The following is a 22,621-nucleotide window of genomic DNA, read 5'->3' as shown; positions in this document are numbered from 1 at the left end:
CGTTCAATTCTGGATACGACCACTCACTTCATAAGCGAATGTTTCTTTCTTAATCCTTCCGTAATATGCATCGTGAGCTTAAATACTAAGGAGCAAGTGTTATGTTGTGGTTTTTGACCTGTGTGGCGGCATTGATTGGCGGCTACTTTATTTACGGAGCTTTCGTTGAGAAAGTGTTTGGCATCAACGAAAAACGCCAGACACCCGCTCATACGAAAACGGATGGTGTCGACTATGTACCAATGTCGACCAAAAAGGTTTACCTTGTCCAGTTGCTGAACATCGCAGGTGTAGGTCCAATCTTCGGTCCTATCATGGGCGCACTATACGGCCCTGCTGCCATGCTTTGGATTGTGATTGGCTGTATTTTCGCTGGCGCAGTTCATGACTACTTCTCAGGGATGTTGTCCGTGCGTAATGGCGGCGCTTCAGTCCCAACTATCACAGGTCGCTACTTAGGTAATGGCGCAAAACACTTTATGAACATTTTTGCCATTGTCCTCCTACTGCTTGTTGGTGTTGTTTTCGTTTCTGCTCCAGCGGGTATGATCACAAACCTTATCAATGATCAAACCAGCCTAAGCGTTAGCATGACGACTATGGTTGTTGCTATCTTTGCTTACTACATCATCGCGACGATTGTTCCTGTCGACAAGATCATTGGCCGCTTCTACCCACTGTTTGGTGCACTTCTCATTTTCATGTCTGTTGGCTTGATGACTGCGGTCGCTTTCTCGAGCGAGCATACTGTGATGGGCGATTTCCAAGTCAGCGATATGTTTACAAACCTTAACCCGAACGATATGCCTTTGTGGCCAGCACTATTTATCACCATTGCTTGTGGTGCGATTTCTGGCTTCCATGCGACGCAATCTCCACTGATGGCTCGCTGTATGGAAAATGAGAAAAACGGTCGCTTCGTATTCTATGGCGCAATGATCGGTGAAGGCGTGATTGCTCTTATCTGGTGTGCGATTGCCCTATCGTTCTTTGGCAACTTAGATGCGCTATCTGAAGCCGTGAAAAATGGTGGCCCTGGTAATGTCGTCTACAGCGCTTCATTTGGCTTACTGGGTGTGTTTGGTGGTGTGATTGCTTTCCTAGGTGTGGTGATCCTTCCTATTACATCGGGTGACACTGCGTTCCGCTCTAGCCGCTTAATCCTAGCTGAGTACTTTAACGTTGACCAAAAAGCGCTGCGTAATCGCCTAATGATGGCCGTTCCACTGTTTGTCATTGGTGGTATTTTGACTCAAGTTGATTTCGGTATTATCTGGCGCTACTTCGGCTTCGCAAACCAATCAACGGCCGTTATGATGCTTTGGACCGCTTCTGCTTACTTACTTCGTCATAACAAAATGCACTGGATTACAACCGTTCCGGCTCTATTCATGACAACGGTATGTGCAACGTTCATCCTTAACAACAGCACACTAGGCTTTGGGCTACCGATTCAGGTGTCTACAGTCTCTGGTATCCTCTTCGCCATCGCTATCGCAGCATACGTCATCAAAACCTCGAAAGGTAAAGGTGAAACTGACTTAGCTGATGAAGAGAAACCACAAGCAGTCACAGAAACTGCCTAAGCTAATGCACTTCGCTTGCAAACATTTAAGGCTCCTTCGGGAGCCTTTTCTTTAGAGAGACAAAACCAAAAAAGCCAGCGATAAACGCTGGCTTATTGGGTTTTAATGCAAACCTAGTCGACTTGCTTAATTTGTAGCTCTTTAGGCACTTCAAAGAACATATTTTCTTCACGGCCTTGGATTTCTTCAACAGAACGGGTGCCAACCAACTCTTTGATGCGTTCAAGGATTTGATTCACAAGCTCTTCTGGTGCAGATGCGCCGGCGGTTACGCCGACTTTCACTTTACCTTCGAACCACTCAGGTTTGATATCTTCTGGGCAGTCCGTTAAGTAGCCCGGTGTTCCCAGCTTTTCTGCTAGCTCTTTCAAACGTGTTGAGTTTGATGAGTTTTTCGAGCCAACAACAATCACTACGTCAACATCTGTCGCCATTTCACGCACCGCATCTTGACGGTTTTGTGTCGCGTAACAAATATCGTCTTTACGCGGCCCTTGAATCTCTGGAAATACTCGGCGTAGCTCTTCAATCACATCCGCCGTTTCATCTACAGATAGTGTGGTTTGACTTACATAATGAAGGTTGCTTGGGTCTTTCACTTTGTCTTTCAACCCTACGACGTCAGCGGGTGTCTCAACCAGATACATGCCGCCTTGGTCACTAGCATACTGCCCCATCGTTCCTTCAACTTCTGGGTGTCCTGCGTGACCAATCAATACAACCTCCATATGCTTACGACTCGCGCGAGCCACTTCCATATGAACTTTGGTCACAAGAGGACAAGTCGCATCAAAGACGGTTAAGTCACGCTCTTTCGCTTCTTTGCGTACAGCTTGAGACACACCATGAGCAGAAAAAATGACAATGTTATCGTCCGGCACTTCATGCAGCTCTTCGACAAAGATTGCCCCACGCTGTTTAAGCCCCTCGACAACGAAGCGGTTATGCACGACTTCGTGGCGTACATAAATCGGTGGCTGATACATTTCTAACGCACGCTCAACGATACTGATCGCTCGATCAACACCGGCACAAAAACCGCGTGGGTTTGCTAAAAGGATTTTCATTTCATTGCTCATGATGTTTATGTTTTCGCTCTGGCTCGCTATTCTACTGACAAAATCTCGACTTCAAAAGTCACATCTTGCCCTGCAAGAGGGTGGTTGAAATCAACCGTCACCGAGTCTCCCGCGATTTCTGTAATGATTCCAGGGATTTCCATACCATCACGGCCAGAGAAGGCCATAATCGTACCGACTTCCACTTCGGCATCACCAACAAACTTTGCACGATCCATATAATGAATATTATCTGGGTTTGGCATACCAAATGCGTCTGCGGCTTTAAGCTCAATGACTTTCTGGTCACCGGCCTTCAAGCCAATTAAACATTGTTCAAAGTTTTCACTGAGGCTGCCATCACCGATAACTAATTTAGCGGGCTTACCCATATTATGAGTGCTATCAGCCACTGCGCCGTCATTCATCTTGATAGTAAAATGCAGAGTTACTGCGGAGTCTTGGGCAATTGTCGTCACGTTACTGCTTCCTTGGCGTTGTTGTTATTTTATCGATGCTAGAAAGACACACCGATTAGCGCTTCAACATAAAGAAAAGCGCTGCCCGAATCAACCGACAGCGCTTAAGGTTATTCGCTCAATCACGAATTATGCTTTAGCTTCTTCTTTGTTACGAAAGCCATCAAGAATAATCATGGCAGCACCAATACAAATGGTCGTATCTGCCAAATTGAAAGCAGGCCAATGATAATCTCCCCAGAAGAAATCCAGGTAGTCCACGACAAAACCATGCACAACACGATCAAACACGTTACCCACAGCTCCGCCAATAATCATCGCATACGCTATGTTGTTCCACTTTTCTTTGCTTGGTAGCTTGCTCATCCAATAGGTCAGCATACCGGTTACAACAAACGCAATACCGGTAAACAACCAACGTTGCCAGCCCGTTTGGTCACTCAGAAAGCTGAAAGCCGCACCGTAGTTGTGAACATACAACAGGTTAAAGAAAGGCAATACCTCAATTCTGTTTGCCCAGCCATATCCCATGTTGTCCATGACAAACAACTTGATACCTATATCAGCAAAGAAGATCACAATGGCTAACCACAGCCAACGTACACCTGATTGTTTTAATGGAATGTTTGACATCTTATCCCTTAAAGCATTAAGCCTAAAAATAACCCCAGTAGATACTGGGGCTATAAATTAACAATAAAGTTCAGTTACGTGACTAAATTACGCAAATTTGCGAACTTCACCTTCACCATCAACGTTCGACACACAACGACCACAGATCTTCTCATGACCTGCAATTGTGCCTACGTCTGGTGTATGGTGCCAGCAACGGTCACATTTCTCGTTTTCAGTCGCTTTAACTTCAACAAACAGACCTTCAACGTCAGTCGCTTGCGCTGCTTCAGACTTCTCGCTTAGAGGCTTAACAACCGCCGCTGAAGTCAGTAGTGCAAAGCGTAGCTCATCTTCAAGCTTGCTTAGTTTCGCCACTAGAGCGTCATCAGCGTAAAGCGTCACTTCTGCCTGTAGCGAACCACCAATGATCTTCTCTTTACGAGCATCCTCTAGCAGCTTGTTCACGCTACCACGAACTGATTGAACGTCCGACCAGAACTCGTTGTTCAGCTCTTCGCCTTCAGCAAGACCGAATAGGCCTTCGAACCACTCACCAGTGAATACGAACTTATCACGCTCGCCCGGCATCTCGTTCCAGATTTCATCTGCAGTGAATGACATGATTGGCGCCATCCAACGAACTAATGCTTCTACGATGTAGTAAAGCGCTGTCTGACAGCTACGTTGCGCATGACCGCCACGTTTCGCTGTGTATTGACGGTCTTTGATAACATCTAGGTAGAATGAGCCCATTTCGATAGAACAGAACTGCATTAGACGCTGAGTTACAGCGTGCGTGTTGTACTCACCGTACGCTTTTACAATCTCTTCTTGCGCAGCTAGAGCGCGACCTACTGCCCAGCGGTCTAGAGCAACCATTTCTTCAGCAGGAACAAGATCCGTTGCTGGGTTGAAACCGCTTAGGTTGGCTAGGAAGAAACGCGCTGTGTTACGGATACGACGGTACGCATCTGCCGAGCGTTTTAGGATTTCATCAGAAACCGCAACTTCACCTGTGTAGTCAGTTGAAGCAACCCATAGACGCAGGATATCTGCACCTAGCTTGTTGGTGACATCTTTTGGTGCAACGACGTTACCGATAGATTTAGACATCTTACGGCCTTGACCATCAACCACGAAGCCGTGAGTTAGCACTTGCTTGTATGGTGCTTCATCTTTCATCGCAATAGACGAGATCAGAGAAGACTGGAACCAACCACGGTGTTGGTCAGAACCTTCTAGGTATAGGTCTGCCGACGCGCCGTTGTACTCCTCACGAGCATCAACCACTGAGTAGTGAGTCACACCTGAGTCGAACCATACGTCTAGCGTATCAAGCACTTTCTCGTAGTTGTCTGCTTCTTCGCCTAGTAGGTCAGAGATTTCCAGATCCCACCAAGCTTGAATGCCTTTTTGTTCTACTAGCTGAGCAACCTTCTCGATAAGCTCTAGTGTGTTTGGATGCAGTTCTGCCGTCTCTTTGTGAACGAACAGAGCAATTGGCACGCCCCAAGTACGTTGACGAGAGATACACCATTCTGGGCGACCTTCAATCATACCTTCGATTCGGCTTTGGCCCCACTCAGGCATCCACTCAACACCTTTGATTGACTCTAGTGCTTTTGCACGTAGACCCGCTTGGTCCATAGAGACGAACCACTGTGGTGTTGCGCGGAAGATGATTGGCGTTTTGTGTCTCCAACAATGTGGGTAGCTGTGCTCATAAGCGTGGTGGTGAAGAAGCGCGCCTTTCTCTTTTAGCGTTTCAACAACTGCATCGTTCGCTTTGAATACATGCTGGCCAGCGAATAGCTCAGTATCTGGCAAGTAAACGCCATTTGAGCCAACTGGGTTAGCCACTTCAAGACCATACTTGTTACCGACTGCAAAGTCTTCTTGACCGTGGCCAGGGGCTGTATGAACCACACCTGTACCAGATTCAGTGGTTACGTGATCACCAAGGATCGCAGGAACCGTGAAGTCGTAGAATGGGTGTTGGAACTGAGATAGCTCAAGGTCACTACCTTTTGCAAAACCAAGGTTATGGAAGTGCTCGATACCCGCACGATCCATCACGTCTTTCGCTAGCTCAGAAGCAACGATGATACGTTCCTTCGACTCACCTTCTACTTGGATCAACACGTACTCTAGATCATCACGTAGACATACTGCGCGGTTTGCTGGCAGAGTCCACGGTGTGGTCGTCCAGATTACGATAGAGATATCGCCTTCGCCTTCATGACCTTCGTTCAATGAGAACTTAGATAGAAGCGCGGCTTCATCAGTCGCTTTAAAGCGTACGTCGATAGACGGAGACACTTTATCTTTGTACTCAACTTCTGCTTCAGCAAGCGCTGAGCCACAGTCTGTACACCAGTGAACAGGTTTGAAACCTTTTAGTAGGTGGCCGTTATCAGCAATCTTACCTAGTGCACGGATGATGTTTGCTTCTGTCGCAAAATCCATCGTGCGGTACGGCTTGTCCCACTCACCCATGATGCCAAGGCGCTTGAAGCTCTCTTTTTGACCTTCTACCTGACCTGCCGCGTACTTACGGCACTCTTCACGGAATTCAGCCGCAGAGATTTTTTGGCCTGGTTTGCCTTTTTTCTTTTCTACCATTAGTTCAATTGGTAGGCCGTGACAGTCCCAACCTGGAATGTACGGTGCATCAAAACCAGAAAGTGTTTTGGATTTAATAATAATGTCTTTAAGAATCTTGTTTAGTGCGTGACCAATGTGAATGTCGCCATTCGCGTATGGAGGGCCATCATGTAGAACGAAAGATTTTTTGCCTTTCTTCGCTTCACGGATTGCGCCGTAAAGATCTTCTTTGTACCAACGCTTAAGCATTTCTGGCTCGCGATTCGCCAGATTGCCGCGCATCGGAAACCCTGTTTCAGGAAGGTTCAGGGTATCTTTATACTCACTCATCGATTCTTAATTCCGTTGTGTTGGGTGACAGTTAGACATTATGCCAAGCAGCGAACTAAACCACTTGGTCTTCACGCTGACGCAGCCACACCCTTGCTGCCTCAGCATCCAATTCAATTTGTTGTTTTAAAGCGTCGAAAGAGTCAAATTTATGCTCATCTCGCAGCTTATGTAAAAGCACTATTTCAAGCTGTTTGCCGTATAAATTGGCATGAAAGTCGAATAAATGTACTTCGAGTTGTTGGCGCACGCCATTCACAGTCGGTCGATTACCAATGTTTGCCACGCCGCCGACAGGTCTATCTCCCAAGCCTAGCGCTTGAACCACATACACGCCTGATACAGGTGAGACACTGCGTTTCAGGGGGATATTTGCCGTAGGGAAGCCAATCGTTCGACCTAGCTTACGACCATGAGATACACGCCCACTGATACTGTAATCACGCCCTAGCATTCGCGCAGCTGCGTCAAGCTTATCTTGTGCAAGCGCTTCTCGGATCGCCGTGCTACTCACGCGCAGTTTCTGAAGACAAAAACTGTGGGTACTGACGACTTCAAAGCCAAACTTTTTGCCCGCTTCTTTAAGCATGGCAAAGTTGCCTTCTCTTCCACGCCCGAAACAAAAATCGTCGCCAACGACCAGAAACTTAACACCCAAACGCGTTACCAACAAGTCACTAATAAACTCGTCAGCGGTTTGGTTGGCAAACTGGTGATTAAAATTTACACACAGCAATCTCGCAATATCTAACTTGCTCAGTTGGACAAACTTGTCACGAAGTCGAGTCAGCCTAGCTGGCGCATTCTCTTTAGCAAACAACTCCAGGGGTTGTGGGTCAAAGGTCATCACCGTCGCAGGCAAGCCTAATTCTCTTGCCTTTTCGGATACTTGGCGTAAAACCGCTTGATGCCCTAAATGCACACCATCGAAGTTTCCGATCGTCAAAACACACCCTGAATGATGTGACTTTATGTTGTGAATGCCTCGAATCAATTCCATTGGAAGCTGCTAAAAACCTGTATTTGATATTTATGTTGCGTGAAACCGACGGATTATATACTAATCAACCTCAGTCTGTCGCTGCTTTTAAGTCTTTTAAACGTACTCCCAAAATCATGAGAGTCATAAGGTAGACACTGGCACCTAAAGCGATCAAAGCAGTCAGCCACATAACACGCTCGGCAAAATGCCACTCTAGCCACACTTGCATCTCTTCAAGTTGCCATAAGATCACAGCGACCATCAGTCCACCAGCAATCACCAGCTTGGTAATGAACAGCAAGGTTTTACGAGTCAACTGGTACACACCAGCAAGGTGCAAACCTCTATATAGAAGAGACATATTTACGAACGCAGAAAGCGCAGTAGCAATCGCCAAACCAACATAGCCATAAAACCAAGCAAAAATGGCGTTGAAGACCATGTTCGTTGCCATTGCAATAATTCCGTATTTAACGGGGGTTTTGGTGTCTTGACGCGAGTAGTAGCCTGGAGCGAGAACCTTTATCAACATAAAGTTAAGCAAGCCTGACGCGTAAGCGACCAAAGACATCGACGCAAACTGCACATCTTGCGGGCTAAACTCACCTCGCATAAACAACACCATCAGCATCGGCTTGGCCAACACCATCAGCCCTAACATGGCTGGAATACCAAGCAAAGTCACCATCCTCACCCCCCAGTCCATCGTGTGGGCAAAACCGTGGCTCTGTGCATCAACATGTTTACGAGACAGGGCTGGCAATATGACCGTCGCAATCGCAATACCAAACAATCCAAGCGGAAACTCGAGTAAACGGTCAGAGTAGTAAAGCCAACTGATCGACCCCGTTTGCAGAAAACTGGCAATAAAAGTGTCAAACAGTAGGTTGATTTGGCTAACTGATACCCCAAACAACGCAGGGATCATCAAGGTGCGAATTTTTACCACCCCAGGGTCTCGCCAGCCCCATTGGGGTTTAACCATGACACCCGCTTTGATTAAAAACGGCAACTGGAACAAAAATTGGACTAACCCGCCAAGAAATACCCCGATGGCCAATCCGATTTCAGGTTGTGGTAACTGCGGAGCGATAAACCACGCAGAGAGAATAATCATCACATTAAGGAACACAGGGGTAAAAGAAGAGACCGCAAACTTACCCATGGTATTGAGAATGGCACCTGAAAGCGCAACGAAAGTAATAAACCAGAGATATGGGAAGGTAATTTTGAGCATAAAACTCGCGAGCTCAAACTTCTCCGCCGATGGACCGCCATTCATCCAGTCCAAAAACCAACCAAAACCAAACAGCGCGGTAACAACACCTGAGCCCAAAACACCCAGAAGCGTGACTATTGAGACAATGACTCCGAGCGTCCCTGCCGCTCGAGCGATCAATTGGCGCGTTTTATCCATATCGCCACTGGCGTGATATTCCGTTAAAACGGGAACAAAGGCCTGTGAAAAAGCACCTTCAGCAAAAAGTCGACGCAGAAAGTTGGGGATTTTGTTTGCAAAGAAGAAGACGTCAGCGCTAGCACCCGCTCCCATTAAATTTGCGACAACCACATCACGCACTAAACCCAACACGCGTGAAATCAAAGTCATAGCACTGACAATCATGCCTGACTTTAGAAGACGTTTACTCACAGTTACCTCAGAAAATCGCGAATACTAATAATAATGTGCCTATCTTATTCACGAATAACTCGTCGAGAGCAGATTAGTATTAGCATTGAAAAAAAAATACTGATAGAATCCCCGCCATCTTAACCGTGAAGACCCTTCTAATCCAAAATTTGTTTGGCTTCGATTGGTTTTTGCACAAATTATTTGACATTTAAGCGCAAATGAGGGATAGTCCTCGCCCTTAAATTGTCACCGAACTAAGTTTTTGGGAGTTAGACCCTTGGCAAATAGTAAATCTGCTAAGAAGCGCGCTATCCAGGCTGAGAAACGTCGTCAGCACAACGCTAGCCGTCGCTCAATGATGCGTACTTACATGAAGAAAACTGTTGCTGCTATCGAAGCAGGCGACAAAGAAGCTGCAACTGCTGCATTCGCTGCAGTTACACCAATCCTAGACCGCATGGCGACTAAAGGCCTTATTCACAAGAATAAAGCAGCTCGTCACAAGTCTCGCTTCTCTGCTGCAATCAAAGCTCTTTAATAGAACTCTGATTTCCAGTGAAGAAAAAAACCGGCTAACGCCGGTTTTTTTATGTCTGCAATTTACGCATGTAAATAAAAAAAGAGGCTATCGCCTCCTCTTTCGTTTTATTGGCTGCAATACAAACTATGCAGTAGTTGGATCATCGACTTGACCTCTTCACTGCTCAATGTGTAATACACCGTTTGCGCTTCTTTTCGAGTGTGTACCAAGCCATCACGTCTTAACCATGCTAGGTGCTGAGACAATGCTGACTGACTCAGTTCTAGTTTGTTGCACAATTCACCGACCGAAAGCTCATTGTTATGTAGCAAACATAATATTTGGAGCCTTCTTTCATTCGCCATTGCTTTCAATAGCACAACTGCTTTGGCAGAATTTTGTTCCATCTCTTGTAAATTCATCGGCCAGTACCTCTTGAAGCCAAACTAGGAGTCGCTGATAACGCGCGTATGACCACGACGGAATGTGGCACGATTAGCACATATGACTTGCTTTGGTGGATCACACTAAAATTTAATATTGACAATATTAATCGATTTGTAACAAGTAATCTATTTGTTATAAATGAAATCATCATTTAAACAGTGAGATGAAGTCCGCGTCACACACATTTTTTACCGCTGGATGCTGGATCATACGCTCTGCAAAGATGACATAATACTCTTCTTTTAACTCATCGATATGACCGATCAGTTGTAGAGGAAGATCGCTTTCAACTTCTGTCATATAAAGCGAAGGCGCTAAGAAAATGACATCATGATGGTATCGCGCAAAGGCCTTCATCAAGGCAACATCATCAAACTCACCTAAAATGTTTGGCTTAAGCCCTTGCCTGTCAAACCACTGCAATACCTTTCGCCCCATTGCCGTTCGGCTGCCAGGAATCAGTAGCTTTCTCTGTTCAAGTACTGCTGGGAACTGCACATCATCCACATTACCAGAACAGAAGAAGCTCATATTACACTCTCCAAGCTTCTTACTGTACAAACCTGGGCTTTGGCTCGAATCCACAGGACAATCAGACAGAATCATATCCAGCTTGTGCTGCGATAACTGCTCAAGCAACATTTCGTGGGTCGATTCAAAACAGCGAAGGTGAATACTGCTATCAGGCGGTACCGTTGTCATGAGAATTTTACTCACTAACCGTTTAGAGAGCGCATCTGCAACACCAACATCAAACAAGATATTGGATCGCTGGCTGTAGTTCACAATATCCAGCATCTCATAGCTAAGACCAAACATTCGATCAGCATACTTAAACACAAGCTGACCTAGCTCTGTTGGCTCGACACTACGACCATTTCGTTTGGTCAACTTTCCATCCATGCGCTCTTCTAACGCTTTAATCTGACCCGTTACGGTTTGTGGGGTAAGAAACAGAGCATCCGCCGCTTTCGTAACAGAGCCTTGTTTACACACCATCCAGAAATAATAAAGGTGGTTATAATTGAGGTGGGACATAGTGTTAACTCAAGATAAAGTGAATGCTTAGGTTATAGCAAATCCACTCAATGACAACAACGATTCGGCAAAAACGAAGACACCGTCATTATATTATGATTTTACCGAACAATAGCTCTTCATTTTTGCCTTATAACTGTTATAAAGCAGTGATAAACAAGTGCTATCTGACAAAACTATTGATAAAAAACCAATAAAACCCGACCAAAATAAAGATAAAAATAAAGCAATAGAATCAACATCTTACAGACAATGTAAAACATTGACTACACCCCAAAAACGACCATAGCCGCAAAAAAAGTGTTATTACACACAACTGTAATATTACTGAAATATTTCCCCTCTAACATCGCCCTCAGTTTCAACAACAGACCAAACAAGATTTAAACGGTCCACGGAGAAAAATTATGAACCAAGCTACTACTACAGCAGCACCAATCTCGAGCACGGCTCGCTGGTTACGCTGGGCTAACTTGGCATTCATGTTGTACCTACTACTTTTAGCAGTATCAATGGTAGGCAGCGGTTTTAAATGGGCGACAGGTGATCAAGCCAAGGTTTTATTTGAATTCGCGTCTCACCCAGTAGCAGGTTTGATGATCGGTCTAGTGGCAACAGCACTTATCCAATCTTCAAGTACAGTTACTTCAATTATCGTGGGCCTTGTTGCCGGCGGTCTTCCGGTCGAAACAGCCATCCCTATGGTGATGGGTGCAAACATCGGTACAACAGTGACCAATACTCTGGTATCTCTTGGTCACGTACGTTGCAAAGAAGAATTTAAACGCGCATTTGCAAGTGCAACGATCCATGACTTCTTTAACCTTCTTGCGGTAATCATCTTCCTACCTCTAGAAATGATGTTTGGCATCCTTGATAAGATCTCACACTGGCTAGTCTCTCCATTCCTAGCAACAGGTGACATGAGCATCAAAGGACTTAACTTCATTAAACCAATTACTAAACCTGTCGTTAGTGCTGTAAAAGAGCCGTTATCAACATTTGGCGACCAAGTCGGTGGTGTGCTGCTTATCGTCTTGGGTATCGCGACAATCTTCGTTGCGATTACAGTGATGGGCAAACTGATGAAGAGCCTAATGGTTGGTCGTGCTCGCGAGATTCTAAAGAATGCGATCGGTCGTGGTCCAATTCACGGTATCGTGTCAGGTTCAATCGTTACTGTGCTGGTTCAGTCATCTTCAACGACAACAAGTTTGATGGTACCACTGGTCGGCTCAGGTGTTCTAAAAGTACGTGATGTTTACCCATTCACTCTAGGCGCAAACATCGGTACATGTATTACAGCACTTCTAGCTGCGACAGCGGTATCAGGTGAGTTTGCAGTGTTCGCATTACAAATTGCACTTGTTCACCTAGTGTTTAACATCATGGCAACGGTATTCATCTTCGGTATTCCGTTCCTACGCGAACTACCAGTGAAAGGCGCAGACTTCATCTCTGATATGGCAGTGAAGAACAAAGCAGTTGTCGCGGGTTACCTTCTAGCAGTCTTCGTTGTACTGCCAGGAACAATCCTAGCGCTAACCACTTAAGCGTCACCGATTCCCTTTAGAGCCCACGAAGTATCGTGGGCTTTTTTGTTCCTGCTGTTTGCAATTAGAAACTTAAAGGAGTGGAGGGACAAAACGACTTAGGCAAGAGGAGTTTTATGTGGGCGAGCTAAATAGTACCCTTGAAAAAAATCGACATCACAAGACTGACAATGGGACAACATTGCTTGATTCTCTATTCCTTCCGCGATAATCAAGGAACGGGTCGAGCGGCCAAGACTTATCGCCTGTTCGATACCATCGCATCCACTCTCCACTGCATTCACAACTAAACTTCTGTCCAACTTCAAAAAGCTCGGCTGCACTATTTTTACTCTGTGTTCTGTAGAGCTTTTTACACCGAAGTCGTCAACCGCTACTCGAATATTCACACTCTCTAACGCCTTTACCCCGCTCACCGCCAGTTGATAATCGTGACTTTGAAGTTCTATCAGCTCATAAATGATCTGTTCTGGTTTTAGCTGTAATGCATCCAACTTGTGTAACAAACTCTCGATGGCAAAGGAATCATTAGAGATAAGCTCAAATACAACAGGAGCAACGTTGATAAAAATACACTTAGAGCGGTAAATAGAGCGTGCGAAGTTAATCACATGAATGGCTGCGCACATATAGGTGCTGTAGAGCAACGCGTCATCATCTTGCTCAAGCGATTTAAAGTAGTGATCCGTCCGGACAAGGTCGCCGTTGTTGTCATAGATACGAGCCAATGCCTCTACACCAAAAATCTCCATGCTGCGGTCATAAATCGGCTGAAAAAAACTGTGAAACATCAGACCATTGTGTTGAATATAGGCACACCCAAATTCATCCCATTGAATCTGCTTGGCGACGGTATCTCTCAGCTTTCGATAATCACATTCCATCAATCACACAACCTTATACAACACAGCATGTTAATTTTTTGAGGCATGTTAACATACAAATTACTCAGCAATGGACGGATAACCTTGTCGCATTATTGATAACATGCTGCTTTATAAGAGAAATGAGACGTAGCGAGGAAAAAAGGGGCAAGCGGTTGGGGGGGATAAAAAATGGCTTGGTCGTATGATCATAACAACCAAGCCATTGATTCACTTCTTAAGTCAATTAAACAGAAAACGGATATTTAATTGCATCATGATGTTCGTAGCCTTCGACCCAAAAATCATCCAATGTTACCCAGGTTTCTAGATCTTCAAGAGACTTAATATTTGGGTTGATGTGGAAAGTCGGCGCTTTTAGTGGCTCGCGCTTAAGCTGCACATCACGCATCAACTCAAGCTGGTCTTCATAAATGTGAGCGTTGACGATCTTATGGTAGGCCTTCCCCGGCTTTTTCCCCGTAATCTGAGCCATGATCGCTAAAAACACATACACTTGAACCATATTAAAGTTAAGGCCAAGGGGTACATCACAAGAGCGCTGCGTGCTGTTGAGGTACAAGGTATCACCAAGCAACGAGAAATGATGACTGTACATACACGGGCGTAAGCAACCCATATGGAACTCACCAGGGTTGTAGAAGTTTAGGATCTCACCACGGTCATCAACGCCACGAGTGAGGTCGTCGACAATCTTGCGTAATTGGTCAATATGACCACCATCAGGCTTAGCCCAAGCACGCCCTTGTACGCCGTAAACACGCCCCATATCATCCTCACCTTTGCGGTACGGATTATTTAACCATGCTTCATTCAGGTTCGCATTTGCATCCCAAGTTTTGGTTCCAAGCTTACGGAAGTCTTCCGCGTTATCATAACCTCGGATATAACCTAGTAGCTCGGCAACCGCTGCTTTCCAAAAGCTCTTGCGCGTGGTGACGAGAGGAAACTGGTTGTTGGCAACATCATAGGTTAAGTCAGCGTTGATGACGGTCAAACAGCGTTTACCAGTACGCTCATTTTCAATCCACTCACCATGTTCGACAATTCGCTGACAGAGTTCTAAATACTGTTTCACACCAATTCCTTACTTCGTTTGTTGCGGGAGTTCGTCTTTGTAGTAGCCACGTTTATACGCCCAAGCGACCAGAAGGCCACCAATGATCACCATCGGCAACGATAGAATTTGTCCCATAGAGATAAAACCACCGAACAAACCTAAGTGCGCATCAGGCTCACGAACGTATTCAACGAGGAAACGGAATGTACCATATCCCGCCAAAAATAGCCCTGAAACAGCGCCCAGTGGACGAGGCTTTTTAATAAACCAGTTCAAGATGAAGAATAGAACGATCCCTTCTAGGAACATTTCATAGAGCTGTGAAGGGTGACGCGGCAATGGACCACCATTCGGGAAGACAAACGCCCAAGGGACATCGGTTACACGCCCCCAAAGCTCACTGTTCATGAAGTTACCAAGTCGACCCATACCAAGGCCAAATGGCACTAACGGTGCAATAAAGTCTGCAACGCCAAAGAAAGTTCGACCGTTTTTCTTGGCGTACCAGAACATCGCGGTGATCACACCTAACAATCCACCGTGAAATGACATGCCTCCCGTCCACACTTTGAACAAGTAAAGCGGGTCTTGCAGAAATAGGTCAAAGTTGTAGAACAATACATACCCTACTCGACCACCAACAACGACGCCTAAAAAGCCCGCAAACAACAAGTCTGACACTTGCTCACGTGTCCAGCCGCTACCAGGTTTATCCGCTCGGCGATTCGCAAGCCAAAGCGCAAAAGCAAAACCAACGAGGTACATGAGTCCGTACCAACGAATAGATAAAGGACCAATAGAGACCAATACAGGATCTATATTAGGAAATTCAAGATATCCCTGAGACATAGGATTATTACTCTTAGATGTTCAAAATTACGATAGGTATAGATGAGAGTGCATCACAGTAACATAGTTCCTGCGACAAAGATTAAAAATAGGGCAAAGATTTTCTTCAACCGCACCGTTGGCATACTCGAGGCAAGGCGAGCGCCAAATCGAGTCGTTAACATAGAGGTCGCGGTGATGCCGACCAAAACTGGCAAATAGACATAACCTAAACTGTAAGCTGGCAGTACCTCAGCTTTATAGCCATGAAGAATAAACCCCAACATTCCAGATAACGCGATAAAGCATCCGCAAACCGAGGAAGAACCCACCGCTTTGCGCATCTCAATGCCATGACGATTCAAAAACGGAACCGACAATGAGCCACCTCCAATCCCAGCAAGACTCGAGACCATGCCGATCCCCGCGCCGATCGCCATCGTCACACTGCTGTTTGGCATGGAGCGTTGAGTTTTCCCCCGAATTGAGAACAGCATTTGGATGGATAGGCACAGCACAATGACACCAAACACCTTAGGTAAATACTGCGAAGGAACCCATTCCGCCACGTTGGCCCCTAGAAAACCGCCGATGACAACTCCCGGCATTAGCCACTTAACGACAAACATGTCCACGTTGCCCAGCTTAAAGTGGTTATATGCCGACGATCCCGATGTGACAATGATTGACGCCAAAGAGGTTGCCAGCGCCATCTGCATCGCAATGTTCGCGTCAATGCCCGCCATGGGTAAGAGGAACATCAAAGCTGGCACCACAATCAGCCCGCCGCCAATCCCCAATAGACCAGCCATGATGCCAACTACACTGCCTAAAAGCAGCAACAGGGCAAAAAACTCGATATTTACCATGATTTCTATCGTTTACCTGCACGGATAAAGCCTGCAAAGCCTTTATCTTCAAAGAAAGTTTGCATCATATTATAAATATCATTGCCATAAGGTTGCATCAGAGCTTTGTCAGCAAGTTGCTTCAGCTCTTGGCTGTCAGTATGCCGCAATAAGTATTTTACTTTCGCCACATTGGAGGTGTTCATGCTTAAGCTTCGATAACCTAACCCGACCATTAACAGCGCCCCAATCGGATCGCCCGCTAGCTCCCCACAGATACAAACAGGCAGCTTGAGCTGTTGACACATCTGCTGAATATGATTGAGCGCCATCACCACCGCGGGATGCATCGATTCATACACATCCGATACACGTGCATTATTTCGATCAACCGCCAACAAATACTGCGTTAAGTCGTTAGTACCAATGGAAACAAAATCCACTTTTTCGGCAATCAGAGGCAACAGATAGATCATCGAAGGCACTTCAATCATCACGCCAATTTCGGGCATTTGGATCCGAGAATCGAGCTCAACAACCTCTCGATAGGCGCGCTCAATCAGGTCAATAGCATCATCTAGTTCCTGTGCTCCCGACACCATTGGCAACAAGATACTCAGGTTTTGGCTATTTGCACTTGCCTTCATCATGGCACGGATTTGCATGAGGAAAATGTCTGGGTGATCCAGTGTAAAACGAATACCACGCCATCCCAAAAATGGATTGTCTTCTTCGATAGGAAGGTAAGGAAGCGCTTTGTCTCCGCCCACATCGAGGGTGCGCATCACCACCCGCTTGTCCGGATAGGTATTGAGTACCGCTTGATATTGTTGAGTTTGTTCTTCTTCTGATGGAAAACGATGCTGGAGCAAAAAGGAAATTTCCGTTCGATATAACCCGACCCCATCAACCCCTTGGTTAACGGCGATATTGGCATCTGCGCTTAAACCTGCATTAAGCATAACCTCAATTCGCTGACCGTCTCGAGTACACGCAGGCTCTAAGATTCGCTGATTGACCATGGTCGCGAGCTCTCGCTCTTCATTGACCAGCGACGTGTAGGCCCTTAGTAACTGGCGGCTCGGCGAGACTAATATCTTACCGCTGTAGCCATCTACGACCCCTTGTTTGCCATTGATGTTCTTTAAATTGACGTTTGCCCCCATAACGGCGGGTATCCCGAGCGCACGGGAGAGAATCGCAGCGTGTGAGTTGGCTGCACCTTCAATCGACACCACGGCCAACAGCATATCTTTGGGAATAGAGGCTAGAATTGTCGCCGTAAGTTCTCTGACGACTAAGATCACCGGCTTTTCTAAAGCTGGCTGCTCTTTTTCAGTGTTATGAAGGAAGTAAAGTAGTCGCTGGCCTAACTCTCGAATATCTTGAGCTCGCTCTCTCAGGTAGACATCTGACATTCGAGCGAATCGATTCGAATAGCTCTCTACAACTTGACGTAATGCCCAGTCAGCGCGATCGCCTTTCTGAATTTGCGCTTTAAGATCTTTACGCAACATCGGATCATTGAGTAAATGCGTAAACAGGTCAAAAATGGCCAACGCATCTTTGTTGATCTCACTGTCGAGCTTCTTACGCATACGCCGAAAGTCACTCAATGCCGCTTCAACCGCCAATAGCAAGATTTCCTGCTCGCGTTCGATGTCTAGTGTTGAGGCAGGGTACACATCCGTGAGTTCTGGCTGAGTATCATCTAACCAAAACTCCCCAATCGCCACGCCACTCGATGCAGGGACCCCTTTCATCGCAAGCTGTTTCTTTTCTAAACGCCACTGACCTTGCGTTTGAGCATGCGCGATGATCACCGCGAGCTGAGCCGCTAAGGTGACTAAAAAAGACTCTTCCATCTCGTCAAACTGGCGGGGCATCTTTTGCTGAACGACCAAGACCCCTAACACCTGTTTGCGGTGAATAATCGGCGTACCAAGAAAGCTGTGGTAAATTTCTTCACCTAGCTCAGAGAAGTATTTGAAGTTTGGATGCTTAGAAGCTTCTGCAATATTGAGAGGCTCAGCCGTGCGCTTTACCAGACCAACCAAACCCTCATTAAATCCAATGCGAATTTTGTCGCCTTTGAAACGTAAACCTTGCGTCGCCATCAACTCAAGGCGCTGCATTTCTTCATTGGCGAGATAGATAGTACAACATTCGGTGCTCATGGCACTGCACGTCTGCTTAACCAAGATATCCAAAGCCTGATGTACATCTTCGACTTTGGAAACCTGTTCAACTATTTCCCTTAGTTGAGAAAGCATGTCTATCCTCTTCTATGTTTGCGCTTGTTCTTGCTTCTACGCTCTTTAAACGGCATTGCCATGGAGGCAAACTCTTTCATCGCTCGGCGATACACATCGCGCTTGAAAGAAACGACTTGTCGTACAGGATACCAATAACTCACCCAACGCCAACCATCGAATTCAGGGGAACTGCCGCGCAGCATATTGATTCGTGACTCATCACAATCTAAACGCAGCAGAAACCATTTCTGTTTTTGACCGATACAAACAGGTTTGGAATCCCAGCGAACCAGTCGTTTGGGTAACTTATATCTTAACCAATGACGACTTGTTGCTACGATCTTTACATCCTTCTTCGTTAGACCAACCTCTTCATAGAGCTCGCGGTACATCGCTTGCTCAGGGGTTTCACCTTCATCAATTCCCCCTTGAGGAAACTGCCAAGAGTGTTGCCCGTATCGTTTAGCCCAGAAGACCTGACCATGGTTGTTACAAATTACAATTCCCACATTTAAGCGGTAACCATCGCCATCTATCACTGGCCAACCTCTAATAAAATCTTTAATTACAGTGATTTTTCCACATATCCCCAATTGGAGCAAACTTACTAGTGTGACTAAGGCGGAAAATATCGCTCACCAAACACAATATGAATAACTTTTGAGCAGAACACCTCTTATACACAACGTAATGAGACATAGACCACATTTATTCACCTTTTCTGTGTATAACTATGTGAAAAATCCACATCAAAGTGATCATTTTATCGACAACAAGGCCACTTAAGCACAAGCCCCCTACTGAACTCCAAAAACAAAACAATTAAAATCAATAACTTAAATATCAAACCTACAGATAATAAGCCAACCTACTCTAGTAATGTTCGGCAAATACCAGATCGGTCAAAGATCCACCACCAATAGTTTTATCCACACTCCACATTGGCAAATGCAAGTTTTAAGGGAAACTGCAAGCAAATAATCACTCTAAAACCCCTGTTTATTCATACACACCCAAGAAAACGGCAACAGGATCCCCTTCTTTCTGTGGATAACTACTTGATAGACGATCTTTCACGCGAAATGATCAAACTTCGCACAGCCAACCCGGTGCGCTTCCGTTACAATAAAGACAGAATTATTGAACAGCGAATAGTATGAAACCAGAACCACAATCCGAATCTGAACTGTTAGAGCGCGCATGGAGTGTTGCCGGACTTTCATTTGCAGAGCTTGCACAAGAAGCCCAAATGACGGTTCCACCTGATTTACGTCGAGATAAAGGATGGGTTGGACAACTACTCGAATGGCACCTAGGCGCTACCGCAGGCAGTAAACCTCAGCAGGACTTTGAAAAGCTGGGTATTGAGCTTAAAACCATCCCCATTAGCTACACAGGCAAACCGCTAGAGACCACCTTTGTTTGTGTCGCTCCACTTGTTGGCATACATGGGCTGAGTTGGGAAAACAGCCATGTCCGGAACAAACTGTCTCGAGTCCTGTGGGTACCCGTTGAAGGTGAGCGAGAGATCCCACTGGCAGAAAGACGTGTCGGCTCCCCTCTTATCTGGTCACCGACTCAAGAAGAAGAGCTTCAGCTGAAAACTGATTGGGAAGAGCTGATGGACCTCATCGTCACAGGCCATGTTGAACAAATCACCGCAAGGCATGGTGAAGTCCTACAACTGCGGCCAAAAGCGGCCAATGGCCGAGCACTGACCGAAGCGTATGGCGCCAGCGGAAGAATCATCAAGACACGCCCAAGAGGGTTCTATCTGCGAACCCAGTTCACGGCTGCGCTTCTAGATAGCAACTACGCTTAGTGTGTGACTAGCGACAACTCTATATCGTGATACAACGGACCACCAGTCGAACCACACTCATCGTAAGCATTGTGCAAGCGCAAGTAGGCACGCTCAACCCCCAGACGAGTTAGTTCCTCTTTGACTCGCTCTAACGATTCAAAGTGAATCGGCTCGTCATTGACCTTTAGTGGCTCCAACTTGTGCTTATACTCTACTGCTAACAAATATTGAGAAAGGTCCGAACAACTGATCACAAACACCTTTGGCGGCTGATAAGAATCTTTGTGGTAACCATGTATCCACTTATCTAACTGAGTCATGTTCATAATTCACCTCCATTATTCATATTAGCCAAAGCCAATAATTTTGCGAAATTGTTAACAACGCCAATTCCTTCCCACAACGGAATCCCCTATATTGGATGGATAAAAATAATGAAACTGAGGAAGGCCCATGCAATACAACAAGTTACCTCACTCAACGTTAGAAGTGAGTCAAATATGCCTTGGCACAATGACGTTTGGGGTGCAGAACTCTGAGCAAGATGCATTTCGTCAGCTCGATTTTGCACTTGAAAGAGGTGTGAACTTTATCGACACCGCAGAGATGTACCCAGTACCTCCAAGCCCACAGACTCGAGGGGCGACAGAACAACACATCGGAAATTGGCTAAAGCACTCAGGCAAAAGAGAAAAAGTTGTCTTGGCGACCAAAGTAGCAGGGCCAAGAAACATGCCGCACATTCGCGACAATATGAAGCTAGACAGGCGCAACATTCACCTCGCAATCGATGATAGCTTACGCAGACTACAAACTGACTATGTCGATCTTTATCAAATTCATTGGCCCCAACGCCAAACGAACTGCTTTGGTCAACTAAACTACCCTTATCCAACAGAGCAAGAAGAAGTCACATTAGTCGAGACACTAGAAGCGTTGGCTGAGCTGATTAAAGTGGGCAAAGTTCGCTATATCGGCGTGTCTAACGAAACACCTTGGGGCGTGATGACGTTATTGAGATTGGCCGAAAAGCATGAGCTACCAAGAATTGTCTCGATTCAGAACCCATACAACTTACTCAATCGTAGCTTTGAGGTCGGACTATCGGAGATTAGTCACTATGAAGGCGTTCAGCTACTCGCATATTCACCGCTTGCCTTTGGTACATTGAGTGGCAAGTACTTGGACGGTCAACGCCCTGAAGGCGCTCGATGCTCGCTATTTGAACGCTTTGTCCGCTACTTCACACCACAAGGAATTGAAGCTACGGCCGCGTATGTTAACTTGGCTCGAGAACATGGATTAGATCCCGCTCAAATGGCACTCGCCTTTGTGAATCAACGTCCTTTTGTCGCATCCAACATTATCGGAGCAACAACCATCGAGCAGCTAGAATCGAATATAAACAGTCTTGATGTCGTACTGACAGATGAGTTGCTTCAGGGGCTGCAAGAGATTGGGACGACATACTCCAATCCTTGCCCATAATTACCAGCTACTTAGGTAGCTGGCTAAGATATCTTTGGGCTGGTGAAGCAAGCCAGCCCAATAGATTACGTAGGTATTCGCGCACTTAGAACACGACGAAGGTGACGAACGCGGCGTTCTGCTGTAACACTTTCAGGTTCACGAAGGCCAACAGGACGACCATCTTTCTCTAAACCGATGTCTCGCAACAAGTGTGCATTTTCCCACGGAATATCAAAGCTACTGCGTCTAACTCGACGCTTCCACTCTCGCTCTTCACGACGTAGATCAGCTTTTACCAACACTGTGGCTAATTTAAGGTATACAGAATGACTCATGAGTTTTCTCCAGTTGAGTTGTAGCTGGGGAAACGTCAACGAATCCAAAAAAATGTTGGATGTACTCTAATTCGCTGCTTTCCCGCAGCCAATTAAAGATAATTTGGATACGGACTAATTACATTTTGGGTGTATCTTTGCGATCGTTTGAGGCTTTTCGAGCATGATCAGCCGCAGATGCAAATGCACCGAGTTCGAAAGACGCACAATTCATTTGGGTAACATTGAAATGTTTCATGGTGCGCCTCCTAGCTATGTATTAATCCGATAAAGTGAAGTGGGTATGAGCTCT

Annotated in this window: 21 protein-coding genes; 5 read left to right on the top strand and 16 right to left on the bottom strand. The window is 45.9% G+C overall.

What is annotated here, in order from left to right:
• Positions 1–101: 101 nt before the first annotated feature.
• On the top strand, positions 102–1,586 hold the full coding sequence (locus RJ47_RS19775; RefSeq protein WP_005475862.1) for a carbon starvation protein A: 1,485 nt from the start codon (positions 102–104) through the stop codon (positions 1,584–1,586).
• Positions 1,587–1,699: 113 nt separating this feature from the next.
• Here RJ47_RS19775 and ispH read toward each other — a convergent pair whose 3' ends face one another.
• The 6 genes from ispH to murJ all read right to left on the bottom strand — a co-directional run bounded on the left by ispH (position 1,700) and on the right by murJ (position 9,305).
• Positions 1,700–2,665 (bottom strand): 4-hydroxy-3-methylbut-2-enyl diphosphate reductase, encoded by a 966-nt coding sequence (gene ispH / locus RJ47_RS19770; RefSeq protein ID WP_038137477.1) that lies wholly within the window; start codon positions 2,663–2,665, stop codon positions 1,700–1,702.
• A 26-nt stretch (positions 2,666–2,691) separates the two neighbouring features.
• Positions 2,692–3,123, bottom strand: a complete 432-nt coding sequence (fkpB, locus tag RJ47_RS19765) for an FKBP-type peptidyl-prolyl cis-trans isomerase (RefSeq protein ID WP_038137478.1) — start codon at positions 3,121–3,123, stop codon at positions 2,692–2,694.
• A gap of 129 nt (positions 3,124–3,252) precedes the next feature.
• Positions 3,253–3,756, bottom strand: coding sequence for a signal peptidase II (gene lspA, locus RJ47_RS19760; protein ID WP_039486389.1), 504 nt, complete (start codon positions 3,754–3,756; stop codon positions 3,253–3,255).
• 87 nt (positions 3,757–3,843) lie between these two features.
• A complete protein-coding gene (gene ileS / locus RJ47_RS19755) occupies positions 3,844–6,672 on the bottom strand; it encodes an isoleucine--tRNA ligase (RefSeq protein ID WP_039486388.1) in 2,829 nt (942 codons plus the stop codon).
• A 55-nt stretch (positions 6,673–6,727) separates the two neighbouring features.
• Positions 6,728–7,672: a bifunctional riboflavin kinase/FAD synthetase gene (ribF, locus tag RJ47_RS19750; RefSeq protein ID WP_038137483.1), complete on the bottom strand. Its 945-nt coding sequence runs from the start codon at positions 7,670–7,672 to the stop codon at positions 6,728–6,730.
• Positions 7,673–7,742: 70 nt separating this feature from the next.
• The gene (gene murJ, locus RJ47_RS19745) at positions 7,743–9,305 is read right to left on the bottom strand and encodes a murein biosynthesis integral membrane protein MurJ (protein WP_039486385.1); all 1,563 of its coding nucleotides are present in this window, start codon (positions 9,303–9,305) and stop codon (positions 7,743–7,745) included.
• 259 nt (positions 9,306–9,564) lie between these two features.
• Here murJ and rpsT point away from each other — a divergent pair, with 259 nt between their 5' ends.
• The gene (gene rpsT / locus RJ47_RS19740) at positions 9,565–9,825 is read left to right on the top strand and encodes a 30S ribosomal protein S20 (RefSeq protein WP_008077153.1); all 261 of its coding nucleotides are present in this window, start codon (positions 9,565–9,567) and stop codon (positions 9,823–9,825) included.
• A 107-nt stretch (positions 9,826–9,932) separates the two neighbouring features.
• On the opposite strand, the gene RJ47_RS19735 is transcribed toward rpsT, so the two are convergent.
• Positions 9,933–10,229 carry an ArsR/SmtB family transcription factor gene (locus RJ47_RS19735; protein WP_038137489.1) on the bottom strand — a complete coding sequence of 99 codons (297 nt, stop codon included), beginning with the start codon at positions 10,227–10,229 and terminating at the stop codon, positions 9,933–9,935.
• A gap of 172 nt (positions 10,230–10,401) precedes the next feature.
• Complete coding sequence (gene nhaR / locus RJ47_RS19730; RefSeq protein ID WP_038137491.1) at positions 10,402–11,292, bottom strand: transcriptional activator NhaR; 891 nt, start codon at positions 11,290–11,292, stop codon at positions 10,402–10,404.
• Positions 11,293–11,699: 407 nt separating this feature from the next.
• Between nhaR and RJ47_RS19725 the strand changes: the two genes are divergently transcribed.
• Positions 11,700–12,845, top strand: coding sequence for a Na/Pi symporter (locus RJ47_RS19725; protein ID WP_038137494.1), 1,146 nt, complete (start codon positions 11,700–11,702; stop codon positions 12,843–12,845).
• Between the two features lie 98 nt (positions 12,846–12,943).
• Here RJ47_RS19725 and RJ47_RS19720 read toward each other — a convergent pair whose 3' ends face one another.
• The 6 genes from RJ47_RS19720 to rppH form a co-directional block, all read right to left on the bottom strand.
• Positions 12,944–13,729: an EAL domain-containing protein gene (locus RJ47_RS19720; RefSeq protein WP_039486383.1), complete on the bottom strand. Its 786-nt coding sequence runs from the start codon at positions 13,727–13,729 to the stop codon at positions 12,944–12,946.
• A gap of 226 nt (positions 13,730–13,955) precedes the next feature.
• Positions 13,956–14,807: a thymidylate synthase gene (locus tag RJ47_RS19715; RefSeq protein WP_039486380.1), complete on the bottom strand. Its 852-nt coding sequence runs from the start codon at positions 14,805–14,807 to the stop codon at positions 13,956–13,958.
• A 9-nt stretch (positions 14,808–14,816) separates the two neighbouring features.
• Positions 14,817–15,638 carry a prolipoprotein diacylglyceryl transferase gene (lgt, locus tag RJ47_RS19710; protein WP_038137498.1) on the bottom strand — a complete coding sequence of 274 codons (822 nt, stop codon included), beginning with the start codon at positions 15,636–15,638 and terminating at the stop codon, positions 14,817–14,819.
• Positions 15,639–15,691: 53 nt separating this feature from the next.
• The gene (locus RJ47_RS19705) at positions 15,692–16,486 is read right to left on the bottom strand and encodes a sulfite exporter TauE/SafE family protein (RefSeq protein ID WP_039486378.1); all 795 of its coding nucleotides are present in this window, start codon (positions 16,484–16,486) and stop codon (positions 15,692–15,694) included.
• A 5-nt stretch (positions 16,487–16,491) separates the two neighbouring features.
• Complete coding sequence (gene ptsP, locus RJ47_RS19700) at positions 16,492–18,738, bottom strand: phosphoenolpyruvate--protein phosphotransferase (protein ID WP_039486375.1); 2,247 nt, start codon at positions 18,736–18,738, stop codon at positions 16,492–16,494.
• Between the two features lie 2 nt (positions 18,739–18,740).
• The gene (gene rppH, locus RJ47_RS19695; RefSeq protein WP_005476957.1) at positions 18,741–19,259 is read right to left on the bottom strand and encodes an RNA pyrophosphohydrolase; all 519 of its coding nucleotides are present in this window, start codon (positions 19,257–19,259) and stop codon (positions 18,741–18,743) included.
• Positions 19,260–19,876: 617 nt separating this feature from the next.
• Between rppH and mutH the strand changes: the two genes are divergently transcribed.
• On the top strand, positions 19,877–20,542 hold the full coding sequence (gene mutH / locus RJ47_RS19690; RefSeq protein WP_039486372.1) for a DNA mismatch repair endonuclease MutH: 666 nt from the start codon (positions 19,877–19,879) through the stop codon (positions 20,540–20,542).
• Here the strand turns inward: mutH and RJ47_RS19685 are convergent.
• The gene (locus RJ47_RS19685; RefSeq protein ID WP_038137506.1) at positions 20,539–20,850 is read right to left on the bottom strand and encodes a DUF6482 family protein; all 312 of its coding nucleotides are present in this window, start codon (positions 20,848–20,850) and stop codon (positions 20,539–20,541) included. The genes mutH and RJ47_RS19685 overlap by 4 nt on opposite strands.
• A 127-nt stretch (positions 20,851–20,977) precedes the next feature.
• Between RJ47_RS19685 and RJ47_RS19680 the strand changes: the two genes are divergently transcribed.
• Entirely contained in the window at positions 20,978–22,012 is a 1,035-nt protein-coding gene (locus tag RJ47_RS19680) for an NADP(H)-dependent aldo-keto reductase (RefSeq protein WP_039486370.1), read from the top strand.
• Between the two features lie 65 nt (positions 22,013–22,077).
• Here RJ47_RS19680 and RJ47_RS19675 read toward each other — a convergent pair whose 3' ends face one another.
• Entirely contained in the window at positions 22,078–22,329 is a 252-nt protein-coding gene (locus tag RJ47_RS19675; protein WP_038137511.1) for a hypothetical protein, read from the bottom strand.
• Positions 22,330–22,621: the final 292 nt, after the last annotated feature.

Source organism: Vibrio sinaloensis (assembly GCF_000808535.1).
Classification (GTDB): Bacteria; Pseudomonadota; Gammaproteobacteria; order Enterobacterales; family Vibrionaceae; genus Vibrio; species Vibrio sinaloensis_D.
The sequence above is the reverse complement of the archived record's forward strand: the minus strand, read 5'-3'. Positions and strand labels throughout refer to the sequence as shown.